The 22,776-nt window shown below is 70.9% G+C and carries 20 protein-coding genes and 3 pseudogenes; 11 read left to right on the top strand and 12 right to left on the bottom strand.

Annotated features, from left to right (window positions below; all coding sequences use genetic code 11):
* Positions 1 to 143: 143 nt before the first annotated feature.
* Positions 144 to 1,139, bottom strand: coding sequence for a sigma-70 family RNA polymerase sigma factor (locus SLINC_RS19075; RefSeq protein ID WP_067434335.1), 996 nt, complete (start codon positions 1,137 to 1,139; stop codon positions 144 to 146).
* A gap of 167 nt (positions 1,140 to 1,306) precedes the next feature.
* Between SLINC_RS19075 and SLINC_RS49330 the strand changes: the two are divergent.
* Positions 1,307 to 1,576 (top strand): annotated as a pseudogene (locus tag SLINC_RS49330) (GNAT family N-acetyltransferase); the annotation flags it as partial.
* 2 nt (positions 1,577 to 1,578) lie between these two features.
* Here SLINC_RS49330 and SLINC_RS19080 read toward each other — a convergent pair.
* Positions 1,579 to 2,367 carry a dioxygenase family protein gene (locus tag SLINC_RS19080; RefSeq protein WP_067434338.1) on the bottom strand — a complete coding sequence of 263 codons (789 nt, stop codon included), beginning with the start codon at positions 2,365 to 2,367 and terminating at the stop codon, positions 1,579 to 1,581.
* A gap of 112 nt (positions 2,368 to 2,479) precedes the next feature.
* Here SLINC_RS19080 and SLINC_RS19085 point away from each other — a divergent pair, with 112 nt between their 5' ends.
* Positions 2,480 to 2,989, top strand: a complete 510-nt coding sequence (locus tag SLINC_RS19085) for a MarR family winged helix-turn-helix transcriptional regulator (RefSeq protein ID WP_067445501.1) — start codon at positions 2,480 to 2,482, stop codon at positions 2,987 to 2,989.
* Positions 2,990 to 3,092: 103 nt separating this feature from the next.
* On the opposite strand, the gene SLINC_RS19090 is transcribed toward SLINC_RS19085, so the two are convergent.
* Together SLINC_RS19090 and SLINC_RS19095 are read right to left on the bottom strand one after the other, a co-directional pair.
* Entirely contained in the window at positions 3,093 to 4,631 is a 1,539-nt protein-coding gene (locus tag SLINC_RS19090) for an MFS transporter (RefSeq protein ID WP_067434341.1), read from the bottom strand.
* A 154-nt stretch (positions 4,632 to 4,785) separates the two neighbouring features.
* On the bottom strand, positions 4,786 to 5,424 hold the full coding sequence (locus SLINC_RS19095) for a TetR/AcrR family transcriptional regulator (protein ID WP_067434344.1): 639 nt from the start codon (positions 5,422 to 5,424) through the stop codon (positions 4,786 to 4,788).
* Positions 5,425 to 5,670: 246 nt separating this feature from the next.
* Between SLINC_RS19095 and SLINC_RS19100 the strand changes: the two genes are divergently transcribed.
* Positions 5,671 to 6,954 carry a M6 family metalloprotease domain-containing protein gene (locus SLINC_RS19100; RefSeq protein ID WP_079164603.1) on the top strand — a complete coding sequence of 428 codons (1,284 nt, stop codon included), beginning with the start codon at positions 5,671 to 5,673 and terminating at the stop codon, positions 6,952 to 6,954.
* Between the two features lie 224 nt (positions 6,955 to 7,178).
* Positions 7,179 to 8,798 carry an IclR family transcriptional regulator domain-containing protein gene (locus tag SLINC_RS19105; RefSeq protein ID WP_067434350.1) on the top strand — a complete coding sequence of 540 codons (1,620 nt, stop codon included), beginning with the start codon at positions 7,179 to 7,181 and terminating at the stop codon, positions 8,796 to 8,798.
* Positions 8,799 to 8,877: 79 nt separating this feature from the next.
* Here SLINC_RS19105 and SLINC_RS19110 read toward each other — a convergent pair whose 3' ends face one another.
* Complete coding sequence (locus SLINC_RS19110) at positions 8,878 to 9,465, bottom strand: NADPH-dependent FMN reductase (protein WP_067434353.1); 588 nt, start codon at positions 9,463 to 9,465, stop codon at positions 8,878 to 8,880.
* Positions 9,466 to 9,646: 181 nt separating this feature from the next.
* On the opposite strand from SLINC_RS19110, the gene SLINC_RS19115 reads away from it, so the two are divergent.
* Together SLINC_RS19115 and SLINC_RS48010 are read left to right on the top strand one after the other, a co-directional pair.
* Entirely contained in the window at positions 9,647 to 10,639 is a 993-nt protein-coding gene (locus SLINC_RS19115) for an enoyl-CoA hydratase/isomerase family protein (RefSeq protein WP_067434356.1), read from the top strand.
* Positions 10,640 to 10,955: 316 nt separating this feature from the next.
* On the top strand, positions 10,956 to 11,174 hold the full coding sequence (locus tag SLINC_RS48010; protein ID WP_159425344.1) for a hypothetical protein: 219 nt from the start codon (positions 10,956 to 10,958) through the stop codon (positions 11,172 to 11,174).
* Here SLINC_RS48010 and SLINC_RS50235 read toward each other — a convergent pair.
* A complete protein-coding gene (locus SLINC_RS50235; protein WP_067434362.1) occupies positions 11,154 to 11,462 on the bottom strand; it encodes a hypothetical protein in 309 nt (102 codons plus the stop codon). The two genes, SLINC_RS48010 and SLINC_RS50235, sit on opposite strands and share 21 nt — an antisense overlap.
* 28 nt (positions 11,463 to 11,490) lie before the next feature.
* Between SLINC_RS50235 and SLINC_RS19130 the strand changes: the two genes are divergently transcribed.
* Positions 11,491 to 12,261, top strand: a complete 771-nt coding sequence (locus SLINC_RS19130) for a methyltransferase domain-containing protein (RefSeq protein ID WP_067434365.1) — start codon at positions 11,491 to 11,493, stop codon at positions 12,259 to 12,261.
* A 164-nt stretch (positions 12,262 to 12,425) separates the two neighbouring features.
* Here the strand turns inward: SLINC_RS19130 and SLINC_RS50425 are convergent, their stop codons facing one another.
* Both SLINC_RS50425 and SLINC_RS19140 read right to left on the bottom strand, forming a co-directional pair.
* Positions 12,426 to 12,683 (bottom strand): hypothetical protein, encoded by a 258-nt coding sequence (locus tag SLINC_RS50425; protein WP_067434368.1) that lies wholly within the window; start codon positions 12,681 to 12,683, stop codon positions 12,426 to 12,428.
* A gap of 795 nt (positions 12,684 to 13,478) precedes the next feature.
* Entirely contained in the window at positions 13,479 to 15,110 is a 1,632-nt protein-coding gene (locus tag SLINC_RS19140; protein ID WP_067434370.1) for an MFS transporter, read from the bottom strand.
* 277 nt (positions 15,111 to 15,387) lie between these two features.
* Here SLINC_RS19140 and SLINC_RS19145 point away from each other — a divergent pair, with 277 nt between their 5' ends.
* On the top strand, positions 15,388 to 15,993 hold the full coding sequence (locus tag SLINC_RS19145; RefSeq protein WP_067434373.1) for a TetR/AcrR family transcriptional regulator: 606 nt from the start codon (positions 15,388 to 15,390) through the stop codon (positions 15,991 to 15,993).
* 572 nt (positions 15,994 to 16,565) lie between these two features.
* On the opposite strand, the gene SLINC_RS19155 is transcribed toward SLINC_RS19145, so the two are convergent.
* Both SLINC_RS19155 and SLINC_RS19160 read right to left on the bottom strand, forming a co-directional pair.
* Positions 16,566 to 17,216 (bottom strand): TetR/AcrR family transcriptional regulator, encoded by a 651-nt coding sequence (locus SLINC_RS19155; protein ID WP_067434380.1) that lies wholly within the window; start codon positions 17,214 to 17,216, stop codon positions 16,566 to 16,568.
* A gap of 252 nt (positions 17,217 to 17,468) precedes the next feature.
* Positions 17,469 to 17,838 (bottom strand): annotated as a pseudogene (locus tag SLINC_RS19160) (glycoside hydrolase family 32 C-terminal domain-containing protein); the annotation flags it as partial.
* A 43-nt stretch (positions 17,839 to 17,881) separates the two neighbouring features.
* Here SLINC_RS19160 and SLINC_RS50240 point away from each other — a divergent pair.
* Positions 17,882 to 18,163 (top strand): annotated as a pseudogene (locus SLINC_RS50240) (recombinase family protein); the annotation flags it as partial.
* A 483-nt stretch (positions 18,164 to 18,646) separates the two neighbouring features.
* Here SLINC_RS50240 and SLINC_RS19165 read toward each other — a convergent pair.
* Both SLINC_RS19165 and SLINC_RS19170 read right to left on the bottom strand, forming a co-directional pair.
* On the bottom strand, positions 18,647 to 19,654 hold the full coding sequence (locus SLINC_RS19165) for an NAD(P)H-binding protein (RefSeq protein WP_182449205.1): 1,008 nt from the start codon (positions 19,652 to 19,654) through the stop codon (positions 18,647 to 18,649).
* 396 nt (positions 19,655 to 20,050) lie between these two features.
* Complete coding sequence (locus SLINC_RS19170; RefSeq protein WP_067434386.1) at positions 20,051 to 20,995, bottom strand: alpha/beta fold hydrolase; 945 nt, start codon at positions 20,993 to 20,995, stop codon at positions 20,051 to 20,053.
* A 294-nt stretch (positions 20,996 to 21,289) separates the two neighbouring features.
* On the opposite strand from SLINC_RS19170, the gene SLINC_RS19175 reads away from it, so the two are divergent.
* Together SLINC_RS19175 and SLINC_RS19180 are read left to right on the top strand one after the other, a co-directional pair.
* Complete coding sequence (locus tag SLINC_RS19175) at positions 21,290 to 21,913, top strand: TetR/AcrR family transcriptional regulator (protein WP_067434389.1); 624 nt, start codon at positions 21,290 to 21,292, stop codon at positions 21,911 to 21,913.
* A gap of 441 nt (positions 21,914 to 22,354) precedes the next feature.
* Positions 22,355 to 22,600: a hypothetical protein gene (locus tag SLINC_RS19180; RefSeq protein ID WP_067434392.1), complete on the top strand. Its 246-nt coding sequence runs from the start codon at positions 22,355 to 22,357 to the stop codon at positions 22,598 to 22,600.
* Positions 22,601 to 22,776 lie beyond the last annotated feature (176 nt).

The following is a 22,776-nucleotide window of genomic DNA, read 5'->3' on the forward strand; positions in this document are numbered from 1 at the left end:
CCGGGAGTCGGCTCCGGACCCGAACATCTGGGCCCTGAATGGTTGTTCCCGTGGCTCCGTGGGTTGAAGCGGCGTTACACAGCCACGTTTGCGCTGTCTTTCGCCACCCGGCGCACGCCACCCCCGGGTCGTGCGCGACGGCCCTACGCCGCCGCGTCGAACCCGGTGGACCGCGCCAGCTTCTTCAGCTCCAGCAGGGCGTGCTTCTCGATCTGGCGGATGCGCTCGCGGGTGAGGCCGTGCTCCTTGCCGACCTCGGTGAGCGTGCGCTCCCGGCCGTCCTCGATGCCGTACCGCATCTTGATGATGGACGCCGTGCGCTGGTCGAGGCGGCCGATGAGGTCGTCCAGTTCCTCGCTGCGCAGCAGGGTCATGACCGACTGCTCCGGCGACACCGCGGAGGTGTCCTCCAGGAGGTCGCCGAACTGGGTGTCGCCGTCGTCGTCCACCGACATGTTCAGCGAGACCGGGTCACGGGCCCAGTCCAGGACGTCCGTCACCCGCTCGGGGTTGGAGCCGAGCTCGGCTGCGATCTCCGCGGGCTCCGGGTCGCGGCCGTGCTCGCGGTTGAACTCGCGCTGCACACGGCGGATCCGGCCCAGCTCCTCCACCAGGTGGACGGGCAGCCGGATGGTGCGCGACTGGTCCGCTATCGAGCGGGTGATCGCCTGACGGATCCACCAGGTCGCGTACGTCGAGAACTTGAAGCCCTTGCGGTAGTCGAACTTCTCGACCGCGCGCACCAGGCCGGCGTTGCCCTCCTGGATGAGGTCCAGCAGGGGCAGTCCGCTGCGGGGGTAGCGGCGGGCCACGGCGACGACCAGGCGGAGGTTGGAGCGGATGAAGACGTCCTTGGCCCGCTCACTCTCGTCGACCAGCGCCTGGAGCTCCTCGCGGGTGGCGTCCGCCTTGGAGTCCTCGTACCCCTCCAGGACCTGCCGCGCGAAGACGCCCGCTTCGATGGTCTGGGACAGCTCGACCTCCTTGGCGGCGTCGAGCAACGGGGTGCGCGCGATCTCGTCGAGGTACATGCCGACCAGGTCGCGGTCGGCGATCTCGCCGCCATGGGCGCGAACACTGCTTGCCGCGTTAGTCCGGCCGGTGGCGGACTGACGACGGGCGACGGCACGGGTTGCCATGCGTGCTCCCTTGCGATGTGAGGTCAGCGGGTCCTGGGGATGCTCGGCACTCTCCTCGGGTGCCCTGCATCTGTTGGAAACAACGACTGGAATCCGGACAGAATTCCCGACCCGTGCCTCTTTTTTCTGATCATGCAGTACCCTGTGCCGCCACACGCGGAGGAGCGATGGCGCCCGAACGTGCGGAGGCGCAGGTCAGGCCGGGAGTCGAGGGTGACCCCACCCCGCTCACCGGCCTCTGCGACCACTCCGTACACGAGACGGCCATCACAGTCGACACCGAGGTCTTCACTCCGGAAGAGCGCCGCCCTTGGCCACCCTCCCACCCGGAAGACGGCCCGCGCCGCCCAAAGGTTGCCATGCCGGCCGACCCGACAGGGGATTCACAGGAGATCCCCGGCTCCGTCACACAGGGCCCGCCGCGCACCGGGCCCTCAGGTCACCCGAACTGCACGGACCGCTTCGCCAGCCCCATCCAGAACCCGTCGATCACCGACCTGCGCGTATCCAGCTCACCGGCCGCGTCCGCCGCGCCCATCGTGACGAAGAGCGGGGCGAAGTGCTCGGTGCGCGGGTGGGCGAGGAGACCCGCCGGGGACTTGCGGGTGAAGTCGAGCAGCGCGTCCACGTCACCGGAGTCCAGCGCCCGGCGGCCCCAGTCGTCGAACTCGGCCGACCAGCCGGGCACCCCTCCCCCGTTCCGCAGCGCGGCCAGGTTGTGGGTGAAGAACCCGGAACCGACGATCAGCACGCCCTCGTCCCGCAAGGGGGCGAGCCTGCGGCCGATGTCCATCAGACGGACCGGGTCGAGGGTCGGCATGGAGATCTGGAGGACGGGGATGTCGGCATCGGGGAACATCTCGACCAGGGGAACGTAGGCACCGTGGTCGAGGCCGCGGTCGGGGATGTCCTGGACGGGCGTACCCGGAGTACGCAACAGCTTGCGCACGGCGTCGGCGAGGCGGGGGGCACCGGGCGCCGCGTACGTCACCTTGTAGTAGTGCTCGGGAAAACCCCAGAAGTCGTAGACGAGAGGGACGGTCTCGATGGCGCCGAGGGCCAGGGGGGCCTCCTCCCAGTGGGCGGAGACCATGAGGATCGCCTTGGGACGGGGCAGGTCGGCCGACCAGGCGGCGAGTTCGCCGGGCCAGACCGGGTCGTCGGCGAGCGGTGGGGCGCCATGGCTCAGGTAGAGGGCGGGCATGCGCTCCTCGATGGCGGCGGACATGGCGGCTGCTCCCTCCGGCGGGTCAGATCACTTGAGATCTCAAGTTATTGCTTTCCAGAGCTTACGCCGAACTTGTTTAACATTCAAGGAGAGTCCTCGTACAGTGGAGTACATGAATACGGCACCTACATCCGCTGAAGAGCCGCTCTGGCTCACCGAAGAGGAACAGCGCGTCTGGCGCTCCTACATGCACGCCACCACGCTCCTCGAAGACCACCTGGACCGTCAGCTCCAGCGCGACGCGGGCATGCCGCACATCTACTACGGCCTGCTCGTCAAACTCGCCGAGTCCCCGCAGCAGCGGCTGCGGATGACGGAGCTGGCGATGCACGCGAAGATCACCCGTTCCCGGCTCTCCCACGCGATCGCCCGTCTGGAGAAGAACGGATGGGTCCGGCGCGAGGACTGCCCCGACGACCGGCGGGGCCAGTTCGCGGTGCTCACGGACCAGGGCCGGCGGACGCTGGAGCAGTCCGCCCCGGGCCACGTTGCGCTCGTACGCAGCGCGCTCTTCGACCGGCTCACCCCGGAACAGCAGAAGTCCCTCGGCGAGATCATGCAGATCGTCGCCGAGGGACTTCAGCCGAACGAAGCGGGTGCGGACCTGCCCTGGCTCCGCTGAGCCGCTCACTCAGCGAACCGGGGCAGGTCCGGGGATCGTACGTACGGAGCGTCCCCTCCCCGTACGTACGAAGGCCCGAAGGGGTACGACGGGACGGTCGGCGTCAGTGGGCGACGACCGGCACCGCCACCTCGTCCTCGGCGTTCTCGCCGGACCCCGTGACCGGGTGGCTCTCCGGCTTGCCGGCGTTGACGAACGTCACCACGATCGCGGCGGCCAGCACCAGCATGCCGACGGCGAACCAGATCGCGCTGGTGTAGCCGTGCACCTGGCCTTCGAGTGCCACCAGCTGCTGCTGCGACCGGGAGGCCGCGGAGCCGATGTGGTCGGCGACGTAGGAGGTCGTGGCCGAGGCGGCGATCGTGTTCAGCAGGGCCGTACCGATCGCGCCGCCCACCTGCTGCGAGGTGTTGACCATCGCGGAGGCGACACCGGAGTCCCGGGGCTCGACGCCCAGGGTGGCCAGCGACATGGCGGGCATGAAGGCCGTACCCATGCCGAGACCGAGCAGCAGCATCGCCGGCAGGATGATCGAGGCGTAGGACGAGCCGATCTCCAGCTGGGTCATCAGGAGCATGCCGACCGCGGCGACCAGGAAGCCCGGGCCCATCAGCACCCGCGCGGGGACCCGCGTCATCAGACGCGTGCCGATCTGCGTGGAGCCGATCATCATGCCCGCGATCATCGGAAGGAACGCGAAGCCGGTCTTGATCGGCGTGTAGCCCTTCACGATCTGGAGGTAGTAGGTCAGGAACAGGAAGGTGCCGAACATCGCGATGATCGCGACACCGAGCGAGAGGTAGATCCCGCCGCGGTTGCGGTCGGTGACCACGCGCAGCGGCAGCAGCGGGGCCTTGACCTTCGCCTCGGTGACCACGAAGGCGATCAGCAGGACCGCGGAGGCGACGAACATGCCCACGGTCACGGAGTTGCCCCAGCCGTCGGACTCGGCGCGGGTGAAGCCGTAGACCAGCGCGACCAGGCCGAGCGTGGAGAGCAGGACGCCGGGGATGTCCAGCGGGTTGCGGTTGCGGCCGCCCTTGGGCTCACGGATGACGAAGTACGCGCCGAGCGCGGCGACGATCGCGAACGGGATGTTCACGAAGAACGTCCAGCGCCAGTCCAGGTACTCGGTGAGCACACCGCCGAGGATGAAGCCCACGGCACCGCCACCACCGGCGATCGCGCCGTAGATGCCGAAGGCCTTGGCGCGCTCCTTGGCGTCCGTGAACATCACGGCGAGCAGGGAGAGAGCGGCGGGCGCGAGCAGGGCGCCGAACACGCCCTGGAGGGCGCGGGAGCCGAACATCATGGCCTCGTTGGTGGCCGCGCCGCCGAGCGCGGAGGCCGCGGCGAAGCCGATGAGGCCGACGACGAAGGCGTTCTTGCGGCCCCACAGGTCGGCTATCCGGCCGCCGAAGAGCAGCAGACCGCCGAAGGCGAGGGCGTAGGCCGTGACGACCCACTGCCGGTTGCCGTCGGAGATGCCGAGGTCGGCCTGGGCCGACGGCAGGGCGATGTTCACGATGGTGGCGTCGAGGACGACCATCAGCTGGGCGAGCGCGATGAAGACGAGCGCTTTCCAGCGGTTGGCGTCGCCGGTGTCGGCGGCGCCGCGAGCCTTGGAGGCTGTTTCAGACATGGGGATACCCACTTCGGGACTTCGTGACGGAAAAAGGTGTCGAAAGGGACGGCTCGGCGACGCGGTGGGCGTCACGAGCTGGTGGAGCTCGGAATCGTGATGTCGGTGTTCTGACTGGGGTGGCGCGCTGGACTCATCGGTCAGAGCCGGCCGGTCAGGCCTGGCGGAGATCCTCCAAGGTCGCGGCCGCGCCGGGCAGGACGGACCGGGCCGGAGCCCGCAGCCCGTCCAGGAACAACTGGAGATGGCGGTGGATGAAGCGGTCCACCTGGAAGCAGGCCGTGCCCGCCGGAGGCCGGCTGAGCTGAGCCACGGCGATCAGCAGATCACCGGAGTCCACGTCCGGGCGGAGCTGACCGGCCGCCTTGGCCCGGTCCATGAGGGCCACCACGAGTTCCTCGGACCGCACGCGCGCGGCCACCAGATCCGGGTGGTCCCTGTCGAAGGTGCTCTGGACCATCGGGCACAGCGCGCTGATCCGCTCGTCGGCGGCGGTGTGCACGAAGCGTTCCAGGGCCTCGAAGGCGTCCCCGGTCTCCGCGAGGGCACGCTCGGCCGCCTCGGTCGTCCGGTCCATGACGGAGCAGACGACCTCGCGGACCAGCGCGTCGCGGTCGGGGAAGTTGCGGTACACCGTGGCATTGCCGACGCCGGCCCGGCGGGCGATCTCGTCGAGCGGCACGTCGGGGCCGAACTCGGTGAACATCTCCCGGGCGGCGGCGACGATCCGCTCCCGGTTGCGCAGGGCGTCGGCGCGGGGCGCTTTGCGCTGCACAGGGAGGGCGGTCTGCACGGTGCCTCCTCGGTTGGCGGGGGATCCGGGGACTCGGTCCCCGTTTCACTCGGACACAGGTCTAAACGGGGAGACGCTCCCCGGATATTTCGAGTTGAGGAGAAAACATGATGTGACCTGAGTCACGGTTGGATCGGTACCCACGTTCGGTCTCCTCCAGCGCGCGTTCGCCCCTCCCCCGGCAGAGGGTGATCGAAAAGGTGCAGCCTTCCGACCAGCGGCTGCCGCGCTCAGAAGGGTGCCCGCATGCCGTGGACCAGCCGTCACATACGCCCGCGCCGCGTGGCCGCCCTCGCGTCCGTGACCGCGCTGGCCCTCGCGGTCGGCGGTTCGGCCGGCACCGGGCACCTCACGGCGGACACCCCGACGGCGGCCGGGGCGGGCCCGGTCGCGAGGGCCGACGCGGCCACCCACGGCGCCTGCATGATCAGCGGCGGCCCCGCCGTCCAGATGTCCGAGGGCGTCCCCACCCTCAGCGGCTACTCCCGCTCCACCGGCACGGTCCGCGCCCTCACCCTGATGGTCGACTTCTCCGACGCACCCGGCCCGGGCAGCGCCCGGAGCCGCTTCGGCGAGTTCTTCCCGCAGACCCGGGACTGGTTCCGCACCAGCTCCTACGGCCGCCTCGACTACCTCCCCGAGACCCCGGTCGCCGACTGGCTGCGCATGCCGAAGCCCTTCCGGTCGTACGGCATAGAGCGCGGCGCCCCCTTCGACCCCGGCTACCGGGAACTGGTCCAGGACATCGTGGCCACCGCCGATCCCCGCGTGGACTTCCGGCGCTACGACTTCCTGAACGTGCTGGTGACCCCGAACGCGGGCCCCTCCGCGCTGGACACGGTGCTGTCGGTGACCTTCGCCGGGAACACCGAGGCCCCCGTCGCGGACGGCGTCCCGGTCGCCAACGCCTCCTTCGTCTACTCCCGCCAGGACGACGGCTCCGGCTCCTACGCGCAGACCGGCTACCGGGTCCTGCCCCACGAGAACGGCCATGTCTTCGGCCTGCCCGACCTCTACACCCAGGAGGGCGGGGGCGCGGTCGGCCACTGGGACATCATGAGCGAGGACTGGGGCGCCAACAACGACTTCCTCGGCTGGCACAAGTGGAAGCTGGGCTGGCTGGACGCCGGCCAGATGAGCTGTGTCACGGCCCGGGGGACCACCGAGCACACCCTGACCCCGCTGGGCCGGACCGGCGGCTCGAAGCTGCTGTTCGTGCCCCTCGACCGGCGCAGCGGGTACGCCGTCGAACTGCGCACCCGCGAGGGCAACGACGAGACGGTGTGCCGCCCGGGTGTCCTCATCTACAAGGTCGACGCGAACGTGGACACCGGCCAGGGCCCGGTGACGGTGTACGACTCCCGCCGCGACAGCGGCGGCTGCACCCGCAGCCCGAACGTCCACGCCGAACTCTCCGACGCGCCCTTCGCTCCCGGTGAGGACTTCCAGGACGTGCGGCGGGGGGTGCGGATCTCGGTGGCGGGGGCGGATCTGGCGGGGAACTATCGGCTGTTGGTGACTCGGCGGTGAGGGGGGCGGAGTTCGGGGGCGGGGGGTGCGGTCGTGTGTCTGCGCGGGTGCGTGGGGGCTGGTCGCGCCCACGCGGCGGAGCCGCACATGCATACAGCCCCGCGCCCCTTGAGTGGGTGCGGTCGCCGTCGGGCTGCCGGCTGCCGGTCGTCGGTGGCTCCGTGCTGACGGGGACGGTCGCCGGTTTACGGTAGGCCTGCCGCGATCGTCGTACCGGAGAACCCATGCCCGCTGAGACGCCCTTGGACGACGCCCCCGCCGGGCCGGCCGTGCCGGCCGAGGCGGTGGCGCCATTGATGCGGGGCATCACCGTGCTCGGGAGGCTGACCGAGGCGGGCGGGACGCTGAGCCCGAGCGGGCTGGAGCGGGCCACCGGCCTCGCCCGCGCCACGGTCGACCGGATCACCTCCACCCTCGCCCGCATGGGATACGTCCGTCTCGACGGCCGGGACGTGGTCCTCGCCCCCCGGCTGATGGAACTCGGCAACGCCTATCTGGCCGCCCTGCGCCTGCCCGGCCTGCTGGCCGCGCCCGCGGACGCGCTCGCCGACGAGCTGGACGAGTCGGTGTCGCTGGCGGTCGGCGACCGCGACGGCATCCGCTTCATCCACCAGGCCACCCGTCGCCGCGCGATGTCCCTCAGTTTCCGCATCGGCGACCTGCTCCCGGCCGAACGCACCGCGCCCGGCCCGCTGTTCGCGTCCGAGTGGACCGAGGAGGAGTGGCGGGGCTGGCGCGCCCGCCGCGCCGCGGACCCGGACGACCGCGGCTTTCCCGCCGTACCGCCGAGGGAACCCGGGGACACGGACGGCGAGTTCGAGGTACGGGCGGCACAAGCCCGGTCGGACGGCTGGGCGTTGGACGACGAGTTGATCGAACCGGGTCTCGTCGCGGTCTCCGTACCCGTACGCAGCCCCGGTACCGGCCGGATCGCCTGCGTGGCGAGCGTGGTCAGCCATACCAGCCGCCATACGGCGACGGATCTGCGCGACACGCTCCTGCCCCGGCTGCGGGCGGCGGTCGCCGACATGGAGCGCACCCTGCGGGACGCCCCGGCGGCACGGGCGGACGCGGACCCCGGCGGACTGGCGGCCTGGACGGGGGCGTCGAAGCAGGAGCTGGGCCGGGAGTTCGTGGAGTCACTGGCCCGTGGGCTGACCGTGCTCACGGCGTTCGGCGAGGACCGGGCGGCGCTGACCCTGACGGAGGTGGCGAAGGCGACGGGGCTGGCCCGGGCGACGGCTCGTCGGGCGCTGATCACGTATGAGTATCTGGGGTTGGTGGTGGCGGGGGCTGGGCCGGTCGGGGAGGCGCGCTCTGCCGGGGGGTCGCAGCGTACGTTCGCCCTCACCCCGCGGGTGCTGTCCCTGGGCTTCCCCCTCCTCTCCCGTACGTCCCTCCCCCGCATCGCCGGCCCGCATCTGGCGGATCTGGCCGCCCGCGTCCACGAGTCGGCGTCGCTGGCGGTGCTCTCGGGTGACGAGATCCAGTACACGGCCCGGGCGGCCGCGGACCGGGTGATGAGCGTGGACATCACCGTCGGCACACGGCTGCCGGCGACGGCCACATCACTGGGGCGGGTGCTGCTCGCGGACCCTCAGACCGCTACCCGCGGCTACGCCCTGCTCGACGAGGAGTGGGAAGAGGGGCTCCGCTCGATCGCGGTCCCCGTCCACGACCGCACGGGCCGGGTCGTCGCCGCCGCGAACGTGGCCCTGCACGCGGCCCGCCGCACGGCCGAGGAGTGCGTACGCGACATCCTGCCCGAGCTGCGGGCCACGGTGGAGCGGATCGAGGGGGAGGTGGCGGTGGCGGGGAGGTTCGTGCGGGTGCCGCTTTATTGAGGGCCGGGGTCGCGGGTGGGCTTCGCCGGGATCGGCCCGCGTATGCCCGGGGAGTTCAGCCCGCGTACGCCCGGGGAGTTCAGCCCGCGTACGCCCGGGCGGCGCGTCCCTCCCTCAACGTCAGTCCCCACCAGGCGAGTTGGTCCAGCAGTGCGGTGGCGGCCTTGCCGGCGCCGCTCTCGTCGTGGGGCCGGCCGTTTTCGTCGAACCGCTCCCAGGCCATGGGGAAGCTGACGGTGTCGCGCAGGGTGACGGCGTGCAACTCGGCGAAGACCTGGCGCAGTTGCTCCACCGCCCGCTGCCCGCCGGCCATCCCCCCGTAGGAGACGAAGCCGACCGGCTTGGCACGCCACTCGACGTAGACCTGGTCGATGGCCAGCTTCAGTCCGGCCGGGTACCCGTGGTTGTACTCGGGGGTGATGACGACGAAGCCGTCGAGCTCCGCGATGCGCCCGGCGAGCCGCGGGCCGCCGTCCGGGGCGCCGGACCCTTCGAGGCTGAGCCGGAGCTCCTCGGCGAGACCGGGCTCGGCCAGGTCGATGACGTGGACCTCCATGTCGTCGCGCCGGCCGGCCTCGGAGACGAACCAGTCCGCGACCGTGTCGGCGAAGCGGCCGGGGCGGATGCTGGCGATGAGGACGCCGATCTTGAGCGGGTTCTGGGGCATGGGAGTTCCGTCCTTGGTGTGTCGGGTGCCGGATGTCGTATGCCGGGATGCCGGCCCCGGAAGGGGGCCACACCAAGAACGTAGAAGCTCAACTTAACTTGAGGTCAAGCACGCTTAGACGGCAGTCGCTGACACCGAGCAGTCGCCGGTATCGATATGGATAATTGATATTGATAGAGGGATGACTGACACCACACCCCCGGCGGCGAGCGAGGTCCTCACCGATGTCCACCAGGGCGTCGGCAGGATCCGGCTGAACCGGCCCAAGGCCCTCAACGCCCTCACCACGCCCATGGTCGCCGCGATCGACGACGCCCTGGCGGCCTGGGAGAGCGCGCCCCTGACCGCCGTGGTCCTGTCGAGCACCTCCGCGAAGGCCTTCTGCGCCGGAGGGGACATGCGGGCGATCCGGCGGAACGTCCTCGCCGGTGACGCGGAGGCGAGCGAGCGCTTCTTCGCCACCGAGTACCGGCTCAACGCCCGGATCGCCGAGCACCCCGTCCCGATCGTGGCCCTGATCGACGGCATCTGCATGGGCGGCGGCCTCGGCCTGTCCGTCCACGGCGGCTACCGCGTCGTCACCGAGAACACGGTCCTGGCCATGCCCGAGACCGCCCTCGGTTTCTTCCCCGACATCGGCGCCGGCTACTTCCTCCCCCGCCTCCCCGGCGCCCTCGGCATGTACCTGGGCCTCACCGGCCACCGCCTCGACGCGGCCGACGCCCTGTACACCGGCCTGGCCACCCACTTCATCCCCGCAGACCGCCTCCACCTCGTCCCGGACGCCCTGGCCGGCCACCCCCACACCCCGATCGACACCGTCCTGAAGGACCTGGGCGACGGCTCGGAGGTACCTCACAGCAAGCTGGCAGCGGTACGCCCCGACCTGGACCGCGCCTTCGGCGCCCCGACCCTCGCCGACATCAGGGCGGAACTGCACCGCACGGAGACCCCCTGGGCAGCCGACACCCTGGCCACCCTGGACTCCGTCTCCCCCCGCAGCCTGGACATCACCCACGCCCTCCTGACCGCCGGCCGCGACCGCACCCTCCGCGCCTGCCTCACCGCCGACCTCCACCTCGCCCGCACCACCATCCTCGAGCCGGACTTCCTGGAAGGCGTACGAGCGGTACTGGTCGACAAGGACCACAGCCCGGCATGGCAGCCGACCTGAGCGTCCGGGCCCGGCGCGCAGAGCGCACATCCCGCTCCGCCGCCCGACCGACAACCGCTGGACTGTTCATGGTGCACCGCTCCGGCGGCGCACCGCACCCTCGCCTTCGGTCACTGGCCGCTCTGATGACCGTCACCGGTTCCGAACGCTTCGCCGTCGGCACTCTGGACGCCAGGCAGTGGCGTGCCGTCCGCGCCTCCATACGACGAAGCTCCTGGCCCTCAGCATCGAACTGCTCCAAGACCTCTTCGAGCAGCAAGCCGTCCAACAGGCCCTGCATCAGGGCCTGTTCCCGGAAGATGCCACACGTAACTGGGTGAGACCCGAACGCCGTCAGCTCCTCGTCGGCGACGCCACTGTCCCCAAAGCGCCCTCCAAAGCGGAACACGCCTTCACCGTCGACACCACCACCGGGGAGATGCGCAGGCACCGAGCGGATCCCGCCGCCCGGCTCTACTACGAAAACGGCGAGAAGGAGAAGCGCCTCGCCAGGGGCACGAAGCGGTTCTTCGCCTCAGCTCGTGACGACGACTAGCTGAGCAGCCTGCTGCCCGGTTGCATGGGCGTCATCTACGACGGAGCGTTCCGCGGTGTCCACCGCGACACCCTCGCCCGCCTCGGGCTGCTGGTCATCAACCGGCAGCACGGCTCGGTCAAGCCACGTGCCCACGAACTTCTGCGCTTCGGGCGGTGCCGCCACGACCTGTGGTGCGACCAGGGCCGCCGACTCCCCATGCGGCAGGACGTGCGTGGCGAGACCGAACCGTGCCGCGAGAGCGCCGATGCTCATCGCGCTCGCGCCGTCGTCTCCGCTCGACTTCATGTTGGCATCAGGTCGTAGCCTGGCGTCCATGTCCGAGAACCAGGAAGCGGTGGAAAAGCACCGCGACACCGAGGCCATGCTGGCCCTCCTCGACACGACGGACCAGATGCCGAGCGCCAGCCTGCTGCGGGCCCGCTCCTACGAACTGCTGTCTCTTGTCCCGGGCTCGTCTGTCGTGGACGTCGGCTGCGGTGCCGGGCGGGCCGTCGCCGAGCTGGCCGAGCGTGGCGTCCACGCGGTGGGCGTGGATCCCGATCCGTGGATGCTGGCCGAGGCCCGGAAACGGTGGTCGGCGGCCGAGTTCTGGGAGGCGGGGGCGGAGGATCTGCCGTTCGCCGACGGAAGTGTGCGCGGCTACCGTGCCGACAAGGTCTTCCAATTTCTTGAGGAGCCGTGGCGCGCGGTGGCGGAAGCGCGGCGCGTCCTCTGCCCGGGCGGCAGGATCGTCCTGGTCGGGCAGGACTGGGACGCCATCATGGTCGACGCTGATGATGCGGCGCTCACCCGCACGATCGTGCACGCCCGCGCCGACCTCCTGGGCACGCCCCGCGCCGCCCGCCAGTACCGCAACCTGCTCCTGGACGGCGGCTTCAACGACGTCACCGTCGAGGTGCACACCAGCGTGTTCACCGATCCTGCGATGCTGTCGTTGCCCACCATGCTCGCCGAGCGGGCCTGCACGAGCGGTGCCGTCGGCCGTGACCAGGCCGATGAGTGGATTGCCGAACAGCGCCGACGCGCCGAGGCCGACCGCTTCCTCGTCGCCATTCCGTACTTCGTGGCTGCCGCCTCCGCCTAGAGAACAGATGGAGGACGGCTGCGGGGATCCGCTTGACCGGGGAACGGTGACCACGCCTGTCAGGCGCTCGTGGCCGATGTGGGTTTTCCCTGGCCGGCCGGGGGGCCGCCCTCCGTGCGAGACGCCTGGTCCTGAGAGTGATGACGGCCCAGGTGATCAGGCTCTCAGTAGGGGCAGCACGACGAGCCACAGGCGTCCTTGGGGCGGCTGACCGGCTTGACGGTCAGGTTGAGGTGCTGTTTCGCCCAGTCGACGAGCTTTCCGGCGTAGGCGGGCGAGGGCGGCGAGGGCCGGGACGAGCAGTTGCCCGAGGAGAACTCGGTGATCGTCACCGCCCCTGTCGAACGGCCGGTCAGCTCGGCGGGTTCACGGCGGGCCTCCGCCTGGTCTTCGAGTACGACGGCGACGATCCCGATCCGCACGAGCAGTGGCGCGACCTGGCGTCGCGCCGGTCGCCGACGACGAGTACCGCGTGGTCACCCCGGCCGACCGGTCCCCCTCACCCCGCTCGGTCAGGGACCTCGCCGACCGCCCCTGGGTGACCGCCCGCCCGGCACGGCGTGCGGCCGAGCCCTCGCGCGCATCTCCGCGCAGTACGCCTACACCCCGAGCGGTGTGGGCACGGCTCGAGGTGTAGGCGTACTGCCCCTGGTCCGGGCGGGCCTCGGCGCGGCCGTGGTCGAGGCCCTCCGCCAGTCGGCCGAGAACTTGGGCTCACACCCGCGCCTTGAGGGGGCGGGCGTGACGTGCGTAGCTCCGTCGCGGGGTGCAAGTAGCTGAGGGTGACGGCGGCATAGGGGTGTCGGCGCGAGCAGGTCCGCAGGGCACGAGCATCAAAGGGCGGGGGCACGACGCCGCCGCGTGGGTGCGAGCAGCGGCGGGTGCGGCATAGCGGAGGAGAACGGCGGTCGCCTGTCGTCGCAGGACGGCGTCTGCGGCGACCGCCGCTGACCTCACGGCCCTTGGCCTCCGGGCCGCCCCGGAGGAGAGCCCCGGGGCGGCCCGGAGGCCAAGGACGGTGAGGTGTTCCGGCAGGAGACCCGCTGGCCGTGAACCGTGGACCACGCCCACGCCCTGCGCGTCTAGCGCCGCCGGGCTCCTGCCCGACGCACCCGGCGGGCGATCCGGCGGAGGCGGTGCCCGGCGACCCGGCGGACGCGTCCCCGGCGACCCGGCGGACGCGTCCCCGGCGATCCAGTGGACGCCCCGCCGGCGGTCTAGCGGGTGGCCCCGGTGTGCTCCCGCACAGTCGCCGCCTCGTTCGCCGTCGTCCCGGCCCCCGGCTCGGCGTTGTGCTTCGCGAAGCCGCGCCGGCCCGGCATGACCGCGAGGACGATCAGTGTTCCGGCGGCCATGATGATCCCGCCGATGAGGCTGGTCTGGGCGACGCCGTGGGCGAAGGCCTGGTGGACGGCGTCCACGGCGGCCTGGGCCTGCTGGGGCCCGGCGGAGGGATCCTGCCCGACCCGCTGCGCGACGGCCAGGCCGGCGCCGACCGAGTCCTTGGCGGTCTCCATCGCCTCCGCCGGGAGCCGGTTGCCCACCAGGTCGGTCAGCTCGTCCCGGTAGGCCGTGCCCAGCAGCGAGCCCAGCACCGCGATGCCCAGCGCCCCGCCCAGCTCCAGCGCGGTGTCGTTGACACCGCCGCCGACGCCCAGCTCGGACTCGGGGAAGGAGCCCATGATCGTGTCGGTCGCCGGGGAGATGGCCAGTCCGAGCGCGAGGCCCAGCATCATCATCGGCGCCACGAAGTCCCCGTACGTCGAGCCCTTGTCGATCTGGGTGAGCAGGAACATGCCCGCCGTGCCGATGGCCAGGCCGGTCACGACCATCGGCTTCACCCCCAGCTTCGGGGTGAGCATCCCGGTCAGCGCGGACCCGACGAACACCGCACCGGCCAGCGGCAGCAGCCGTACACCCGTGTCCAGGGCGCCGTAGCCGAGGACGAACTGCAGGAACTGCGTCGCGTAGTAGATCACGGCGAACATGCCGAAGAAGAAGAACAGCACCGCGAGCATCGAGCCGCTGAAGGGCCGCACCGCGAACTTTCGGACGTCCAGCATCGGGTGCGGGTGCCGCAGCTCCCAGGCGACGAAGGCGGCCAGACCGACACCGGCGACCACGGCGCCGGTGACAGGGCCGACGCCCCAGCCGGAGTGCGGGCCCTCGATGGCGGCGTAGATCAGGGAGCCGACGGTGACGATCGACAGCAGACCACCGACGTAGTCGATCCGGCCCATGCCCTGCGCCTTGGACGGCGGTACCAGGGCGAGCGCGCCGACCACGCCGAGGAGGGCGATCGGCACGTTGATCAGGAAGGTCGAGCCCCAGGCGTGGTCCTCAAGCAGCCAGCCGGAGACCAGCGGGCCGACGGCTACCGCCAGCCCGGAGGTCGCGGCCCAGGCGGTGATGGCCTTGGTCCGCTCGCTCCGGGGGAAGGTCGCGACCACCAGGGACAGCGTGGCCGGCATCACGACCGCGGCACCGACACCCATGATCGCGCGGGCCACGATGACCAGCGAGGTCTCGTCGACCATGCTCCCCATCACCGAACCGCCGGCGAAGATCAGCAGACCCAGCACCAGCGCGCCGCGCCGGCTGTACTTGTCGCCGATCGCGCCCAGCACCAGCATCAGCGCCGCGTACGGAACGGTGTAGCTGTCGACGACCCACTGCAGATCACTGCTGCTCAGGCCCAGGTCGGTGGTCATGTCGGGGGCGGCGACGATCAGCGACGTGTTCGCCATCACCGTGATCAGCAGGCTCAGGCACAGCACGAGCAGCGCCCACCAGCGCCGCGCGTACGGCCCGGGCATCTTCTCCACGGGGGTGTTTGCAAGGAAGGGCATCAGTAGCTCCTGAGAGGACGGGTGGATGAGCGGAAGCACTTAATTGCCCATCGATGTGCACACTAGTTTATTGCCCATTGATGTGCAACTATCGCGATGGCTTCCTTCTTCCACCCGCCTTCGAGGTACCGACGTGACCAGCCGAGCAGCACGAACACCGACGACGAGGCCGAGACGGTCTCCGGCCCGGCCCCATGAGACGCCGCCCCCTCCTGCTCCGACTTCGGCATCGCCCCCCTGGCCGACTTCGACCGCGACTTCGGCGCAGCGTCGGGACGTGCGGGCCACCCGTGCCCGGATCCTCGACGCGGCCCGGCGGGAACTGACCCGCGACCCCGACAGCAGCCTGGAGGACATCGCCGGTGCCGCCGGTGTGGCCCGGCGCACCGTGTACGTCCACTTCGCCGGCCGGGCCGCGCTCGTCGAGGGCCTGGCCGCCGAGGCCGCGGAGGCGATCCGGCGCGCCGTCGCGGGTGCCCCGGCCCCGACCCCGGACGCCGTCGCGGACCTGGCGCGATTCGTCCTCATGGTGTGGCCCGTCGGCGACCGCTACCGCGCCCTCATCCGGCTGGCCCGCGGCCATGACCTCGCACGCGCACGCGTCGACGAACTGCTGACCCCCGCCCGCTCCATGGCCACGAGGGTCTTCGCCCACGGCCGCCGACAGGGCGTCTTCCAGACCACCGTCCCGCCCGACCCGCTCGGCCGGGCCATCGAGGCCCAACTGCTGGCCCTGCTCGACTGCGCCGACTGCGGCCTGTGGTCCGACGACGGCATCGGCGCCGCCACCGCCACCCTCATCACCGCCGGAGTCGCACCGGACACCGCCGCCGTGAAGGTCGATCAGGTACGGAAGTCCGGGTCACCCCCGAGTCCCGTCTGAAATCCCGTGCCCGTACCCCACTCGCACTCACACATGTCCGCCCCCAACTCCCTGTTCTCCGAGGCCCTTTGGAGGAGGGCCGATCTACCGCCCCCGCCCCGAGCGCGACTGTGACCAGGAGTGCGAGTTTTCGTACTCGTACGCGCACGAACCCGCCGACGGCTCCGACCGCCCGCTGCCAGTGACCGAACTCGCCCCGCGGATGGACGGGTTGACGAAGTCGGACGACGACATCGAGGCCCGGGCCCGCCCGGCGGAGGCGACCGTCTTCCTGTCGTACACGGACCTGCCCGACGCCCTGGGCCCGGAACGGACCCGGGGCTACGGTTCCGACCGGATCCCTTCAAGGACTTCGAGGTCGCGGGCCGCGTCGCCCTGCCGAGGCCGGTGAGAAGTTGCTCGGCCAGGTCTTCGCCGAGCCGATCGCGCCGCGGAACATCCCCGACGGCCTCCGACCGCGCTCGGTCACCACCAGGGAGCAGGGCCTCACCGCCCGCTTCTCCGGCAAGTCGGTCACCTTCCGCCGCGACGACGCCCGGGACACCTCGTCGAACGGGTCGACCGGAGAGAAGTCAGGTGCCGTGGCCCGGAGGAGCCGTAGCCATCGCCGACGCAACCTCCTCGACCACCGCGCTCGCCCGATCCTCCGGCACGCCGGCCGCGATGAGGGTGGCCGTGGCGATCCGGTGCCCGTCGTCCTCCAGCGCGCCGGTGTTGACGGACTCCACCAGAGCCACGATCAACGCCATCAGGCCTGCGCTCTGCACGGCCGGCGGCAGATGTGAGTGGAAGACGCCGTCCCGCTGCCCGCGCTCCAGGATCCCGATGACGGCCTCCCGGGCCGGCGCGAGCACCTCGGCGAAGCGCTCGGAACCGAGGTCCCGCCGGGTGAGCGCCACCAGCATGCGGTAGCGGTCACCCACCCGCCACAGCCGGAGTACGAACCACGCCAACGCCCGCTCGGCCGACTCCCCCGGCTCCGGCCCGGCCTCCACCGCGTTCCGAAACGTCTCGGCGGCTTCCTCGGCGAGCGCCTCCAGCAGCGCCGCCCGCCCCGGGAAGTGCCCGAAGAGAGTGCGCCGGACGACCCCGGCGGCCCGCGCCAGCTCCTCCAGCGTGACATCGGGGTTCCGCCCCAGCTCCTCACGGGCCGTGGCCAGGATGCGCGCCCGGTTGGACCGCGCATTACGGCGCACCGGCTCGCGGCCCACGGGCTTGCTCACGGAGAACCTCGCAGCGTCAAAGGACGGACGAACGGCCTCCCATTTTGTCACGCCGAGCCGAAGCCCCCGTATCACGCCCCAGCGGCCGCTGCCTCACGCGGGACCCGCCCCACCTCGTGGCCCCGAAGCTCGGCCGACGCGGAACCGAGCGCGGCCGGTGCGGCCCTCGCGCTTGTTCCTCGACGAGAGTCCCGGCGCGCCGGCCGCCGCCGACCTCGTCCGTCGCGGCCATCCCACCGGCCCCCCTTCGGATCAGACCGCGAACTCCCGGATCACCATGTTCCGGAACACCGCCTGCCCGTCGATGGTGAACAGGGCCAGCCCGGTGTCGGACGGGTCGGGGAAGACCACGGTCGAGTGCGCGTACCGGCCGTCGTCGACGAACATCTCGACGGACGTGCGGTCGACGAGGACGCGCAGGCGGACCGTGCGGGCGGACAGGTCGAAGGGCGTCCGGCCCTCCTGCCAGCGGTCCGAGGCATCGAGGCCGGCGGTGCAACCGCGGTCGACGAAGGCGTGGTCGCTGTAGACCCCCACGTCGACGTGCCGCCCGCCGTCCGCCGAGCGCCGCAACTGCCAGCCCGGCACCCGTAAGTTGGTCCCAGGGGATGTCGCAGGTCAGTCCTTCTGGTCCCTGTTGGGGAACGCCCTGCCGGCGGGAAAACATGAGGTGCCGGTGCCCGAGGACCGCGTCCCGGGGCGGCCGTGGAAGGCGGGCGCAGCAGGAGTTGCAGAGCCAGCTCGACGCGCTGGGACCGGTCTGCAAGCGAATCTTCCCCGAGAAGATCTCCACCCGGGTCAAGACCCGGCCGGAGCTGGAGAAGGCGCTGAAGCTGGCGTACGACATCAAGGACGCCGCTCCCGACCAGGAGGTCATCCTCACCGCCCACGAGCTCAAGCGCCTGGCCCGCGACGTCGCCGAGCTGATGACCCTCTCCGGCCGGCTCCAGGCCGCCGGTCTCCTCGCCTCCGTCTACCGCGCGCTCGCCGAAGCCGAGGAGACCGGCGCACCGGCCGGGCCGGAGAACATCGCGCCGCGCCGGCCGACCCGGGTGGACCTCACCGGGCCCGGAAGCGGCACCACTGACGCGGTGGGCACGGTCGCTGAAGACCGAGGACCAGGCGAACGACGTCGTGGCCGCGCTGCTCGCGCATGCCCGACACCGAGGGGAGCACGCGTGATCCCCTCGGTGTCGCACCATACGAAGAGCCCCGGGGCACTCGGAGCCGAACGCCCTGGCCAGATCGGCCCGTTCGGCCGCTGGCCCGATCCCCGCGAGGACGAGGGCCACGACGAGTCCGACGAGGAAGATCCGGCTCCGAAAGTAACTCAGGGGTTACTTGTCACCTGGTTCGCCGGTCGTCAACAGCGCCCCTTGTTCGCCCGCCCCGAGGGCTCCGCTGTGGGGTCATGTTCTGCTCCGGAGCGCTCAGTGGTTCGGAGCGCCCGCCAGTTCGCGCAGGCGAGTATTGTTCTCCAACGCCCACCGCACGGTCCGCGGTGCGTGCCCGAGCAGGGTTTCCAGTTGGTCGGAGAGGACGTCGTACCGCCCGCTGGCGATCAGCCTGGTCTGGATCCTCAGGTGCGCCGCCACGTGCCGGGCCGCACCCGGATCGCCCAGGGCCTCCTGCAGGACGGTCTCGTCAAGGAAGGCCTCGTTCCAGGCCTCCACTTCCTCAGGGACGTAGGTGACCTGACGTCCCAGCACGGCTGCGTAGTCCTCGGCGAACCCGTACATGTCCTTCAGCTCCGGGCCGGTGAGCGCGTAGGACTTCGAGATGTGCGGTGCGGGGTCGACCAGCACCTTCACGCACACCTCTGCCACGTCGTGAACGGCGATGGGCGCAAGCCGCTGCTTGCCGAAGGGCAGGCGCAGTTCACCGTTGCTCAGCGGGCCCTGTTGCATCCAGGTCAGATGGGGGTTCTCGGCGAACAGGGTCGGACGCACGTTGACGGTCGGCAGGCCGGACCAGTCCAGCACCCGCTCGCAGACCCAGTGCGCCCGCTGCTGCGGTGACCAGTCCGTGACCACTCCGCCGAGCCAGGAATGCCGCTCCTCATCCGGTGCGGTCATCTTCTCGAGCGTCATGTACGACTGCTCGTAGTTGGACAGGTGCACGAAGGCCTCGATGTCGCCCTGAGCTCGCGCCGCCGCGGCCATCACGGTGAGGGCATCGACGTAGTACGGCTGCGGGGTCATGCTGAAGTAGATGCGCTTGACACCCTTCAGCGCGGCGGCCGCGTCCGCGAGTTTGAGCAGGTCGCCGACGACGACCTCGGCCCCGGCCTCGCGCAGCGACTGCGCGCGTTCGTCGTCCCGTCGCACGAACGCGCGCACCGGGTGGCCCTGTTCGAGCAGCATGTCGATCATCAGCCTGCTCACGCCACCGACCTGGCCGCCGGCGCCGGTGATCAGAATGGGATTGCGTTCCGTCATTGGTGTGTCCTTCGTCTGGTGGGGGGGTGGGTCGGCCGTTCAGGAAGCCGAGGATGTGAAGTCGTCGAGGTGGGGGAGGAAGTTGAGAGGTGTGGCGCCTCGGCGGGACGCTCCAGCTGCCTGCTTGCTTGCTGGGCATGGCTGAAAGCCGTCTGGAGACTGATTGGTCTCCTCACCGATGGAGGTGAGGCGAGCGGGTGACGGGCCGAGATCGTGGAGCCGCTCCGGAAGGTGTTGGGGTGAGGTGTGGTCGCAGGACGGGGGAACGCCGTCGACGACGGAGAGTCGTGGCCGGGCACCGTCGTCCCGGCGGCGGCGCGGCTTCGTAGCCACAACCTGCCGCACGGTGAACAGCCGATTCCGTACGTGCGCAGCCGCCCGTTCGACATGGAGGGGTCAGGTGCGCGCGGGTGTCGTCTGCAGGAACAGTTCGAGCAGGGCCAGCAGCGTCTCGGGAGCGTCCTCGGTCGGGAAGTGGCCGGCGCCCGGGATCTCGACCACGGGTGCGTCGGGGTAGCTGAGCCTGAACGACGGGATCACGTACTCGGGCAGCAGTGCGGTGTCGCGCATCCCGACCGCCAGCATCGCCGGCACGGCGCGCAGTGCGGCGACGGCTTCCATGGGCGGCGGGCCGGGCGGGGGGCTCTGCGGGCCTTCCAGGACCTGCCGGGGGAAGGCGATGACACCGCGGCTCTCGGCCGGGGTGGGGAAGGGGCTGGAGTAGGCGCGGATCCAGGTCGGCGTGGCGATCTCCGGTCGGGCGACATGTTGCAGGTCGATCATCAGCTGGGCGATGGTGTGACCCGCGTTTCCGAGGATCTGCTCGAACGAACCGTCCGCGAGCGCCGAGTGGGCCCACTGGAACCACCGGCTCTCGGCGCCGTTGGCCTTCATCAGTTCCTCGATGCCCTCGGCGAGGGGCAGCACGGTGTTCACCGCGAAGATCCGGGAGATCCGGTCGGGATGACGCAATGCGAACCCGGTGCCGACGGGGCCGCCCCAGTCACGGACCACCAGGGTGATGTCGGTGAGGTCGAGCGTGTCGACGAGCAGCGATTCGAGATTGAGGATGTGTTCGCTCGCGTCGTACGTGCGATCCTGCGGTGTCTCGCTCTTGCCGAAGCCCATGTGGTCGGGAACGACCACCCGATGGTGACGTGACAGCGGCCCGATCAGGTGGCGCCACTCGTAGCCCCACGTGGGCTCGCCATGCAGCATGACGATCGTCTGACCGGGCCGTTCGGGGCCCTCGTCGACGTAGTGCTGACGGAAGCCGGCCGCCTCGTTGAAGCGGGCGGGATACGGCCACGTGCCGTCGAACGTCTCTTCAGCAGCAATCACGGGACATCGTGCCTTCCGGTGCGGTGTTGTCCGTACTGACCGCGGTCATGAGGTCCTCCGAAGCATTGGTTCCGAAGCAGCCTTCATCGGCTGGCTCGTTCTTGCGTCGAACTGCGTGCGACGCCCTGAACGTCATGAGTTCAACGCCCGAGCCGCCTCCGCGGCGTCGCGGTCCCGCACGCCCGGACCAAGCCTGTCCGGGGAGCTCAGGACCGTTGTGGACTGAACGGTAAGAAACCTAGATGGTTCTGTACTGGGTTGTCAAGAAGGGTGGGTCGGTCGTACCTTCAATGCATGGCCAGACCACGAAGTTTCGACCGCGATCACGTCCTGCATGCCGCCGAGCGGCAGTTCCGCACCTCGGGCTACAACGGCACCAGCGTCGACGACATCAGCGCCGCCACCGGCCTGGGCCGCGGCAGCCTCTACGGCGCGTTCGACGACAAGCACGGCGTGCTGATGCAGGCCATGACCGGGTACCTTGGCCGGCTCGCGCAGGGTCCGCGGAAGGCGCTCGCCGGACCGGACGAGGGCGCCCTGGAACGCCTGCACGCCTACCTGCTCCGCGCCGTCCACGGAGTGCCACTCGCCCCCGACGTACCCCCCGCCCCCGACCGGACGGGGGCGGCCTGCTTCGCCGCCAAGATGGCCCTGGAGATCGGCGCCTCCGACCCCGAGGTGCAACGCCTGGCCCACGACTGCTTCGCCGTAGTCCGCACGGCCGTGGCCGAGTGCGTGCGAGCAGCCCAGCGCAACGGCGACATCGACCCCGACGCCGACCCCGACGACCTCGCCTACCTCCTGCTCACCATCATCCGCGGCAGCGACATCGTCGGCGCCTACGGCCACAGCCCCGACCGCCTCACCTCGATCGCGGAGAGCGCGTTCGCACTCCTGCCCCGCCCACGCCAAAGCTGAGAAGGGCACGGCCGGCCCCGCTGCACCGGCATCCGATGCGGCCGGCCCACCTCGACGCCGCGCAGGCACGGCCCGCAGGTTTACGCGCCGCCGGGCGGTCGCCCGGGCGGTTGGCGAAGAACTGCGCCCGCCCCCAGTCGAGTTGCTCCACCGCAGGCGCGGTGTCGCCGGGCTTGAACCGCACGGTCAGCCGGCCGAACGCCACGCCGCCGGCCAGACGGTGACACTTCGGCCACCGCTGCGCCAACTCGGACCGCGTATGCACGAATTCGTGCCAGTGCTCCGCCTCGATGCCCCGTAGAGCTGGTTGCCGTCCCCGCGGATGCGGGGAGCGGTACGGATTCCCGCTGGGCGTCGACGATCGGCGACCGGTCCGATGGTCGCCACCCCGCGCGAGCGTCAGCCTGACGTCCCGCTCACCCACGTGGCGGACGCCCCCCCGTGCAACCGGGACCACAACCGGCACAGGCGACCACCCTGCTGACGCGCAAGATCGCCCAGGCCCACGGCCGCCATCGCACACCCGGCCGCTCGTCGCCGCCCAGGGGTTCCGGTTCGAGCCGCGCCGGCCACAGGTCTGCGAGGTTCACCCCCGGCCTGCTGCTGGACATCACACCCGTGTCCGACGTCGAGACCAAGACGACGGGCCGCATGACCGCGCAGGACCACATGGCCCGTCCGGGCTGACGGCAATGGGCTTCCCTGCCTGTTCGCGAGGGGTCTCGGCGCAGGACATGGGAAAGACCGGCCCCGGCCCGGTGACCGCGCCCGCCGTGGCCGCCAGCGCCACCGCCCGACGTACTTGACAACTCAGTACAGAACCATCTAGGTTTCTGACTGTTCAGTCCACAACGGTCACGAGC

Origin of the sequence: Streptomyces lincolnensis (assembly GCF_001685355.1) — a bacterium.
GTDB lineage: Bacteria > Actinomycetota > Actinomycetes > Streptomycetales > Streptomycetaceae > Streptomyces > Streptomyces lincolnensis.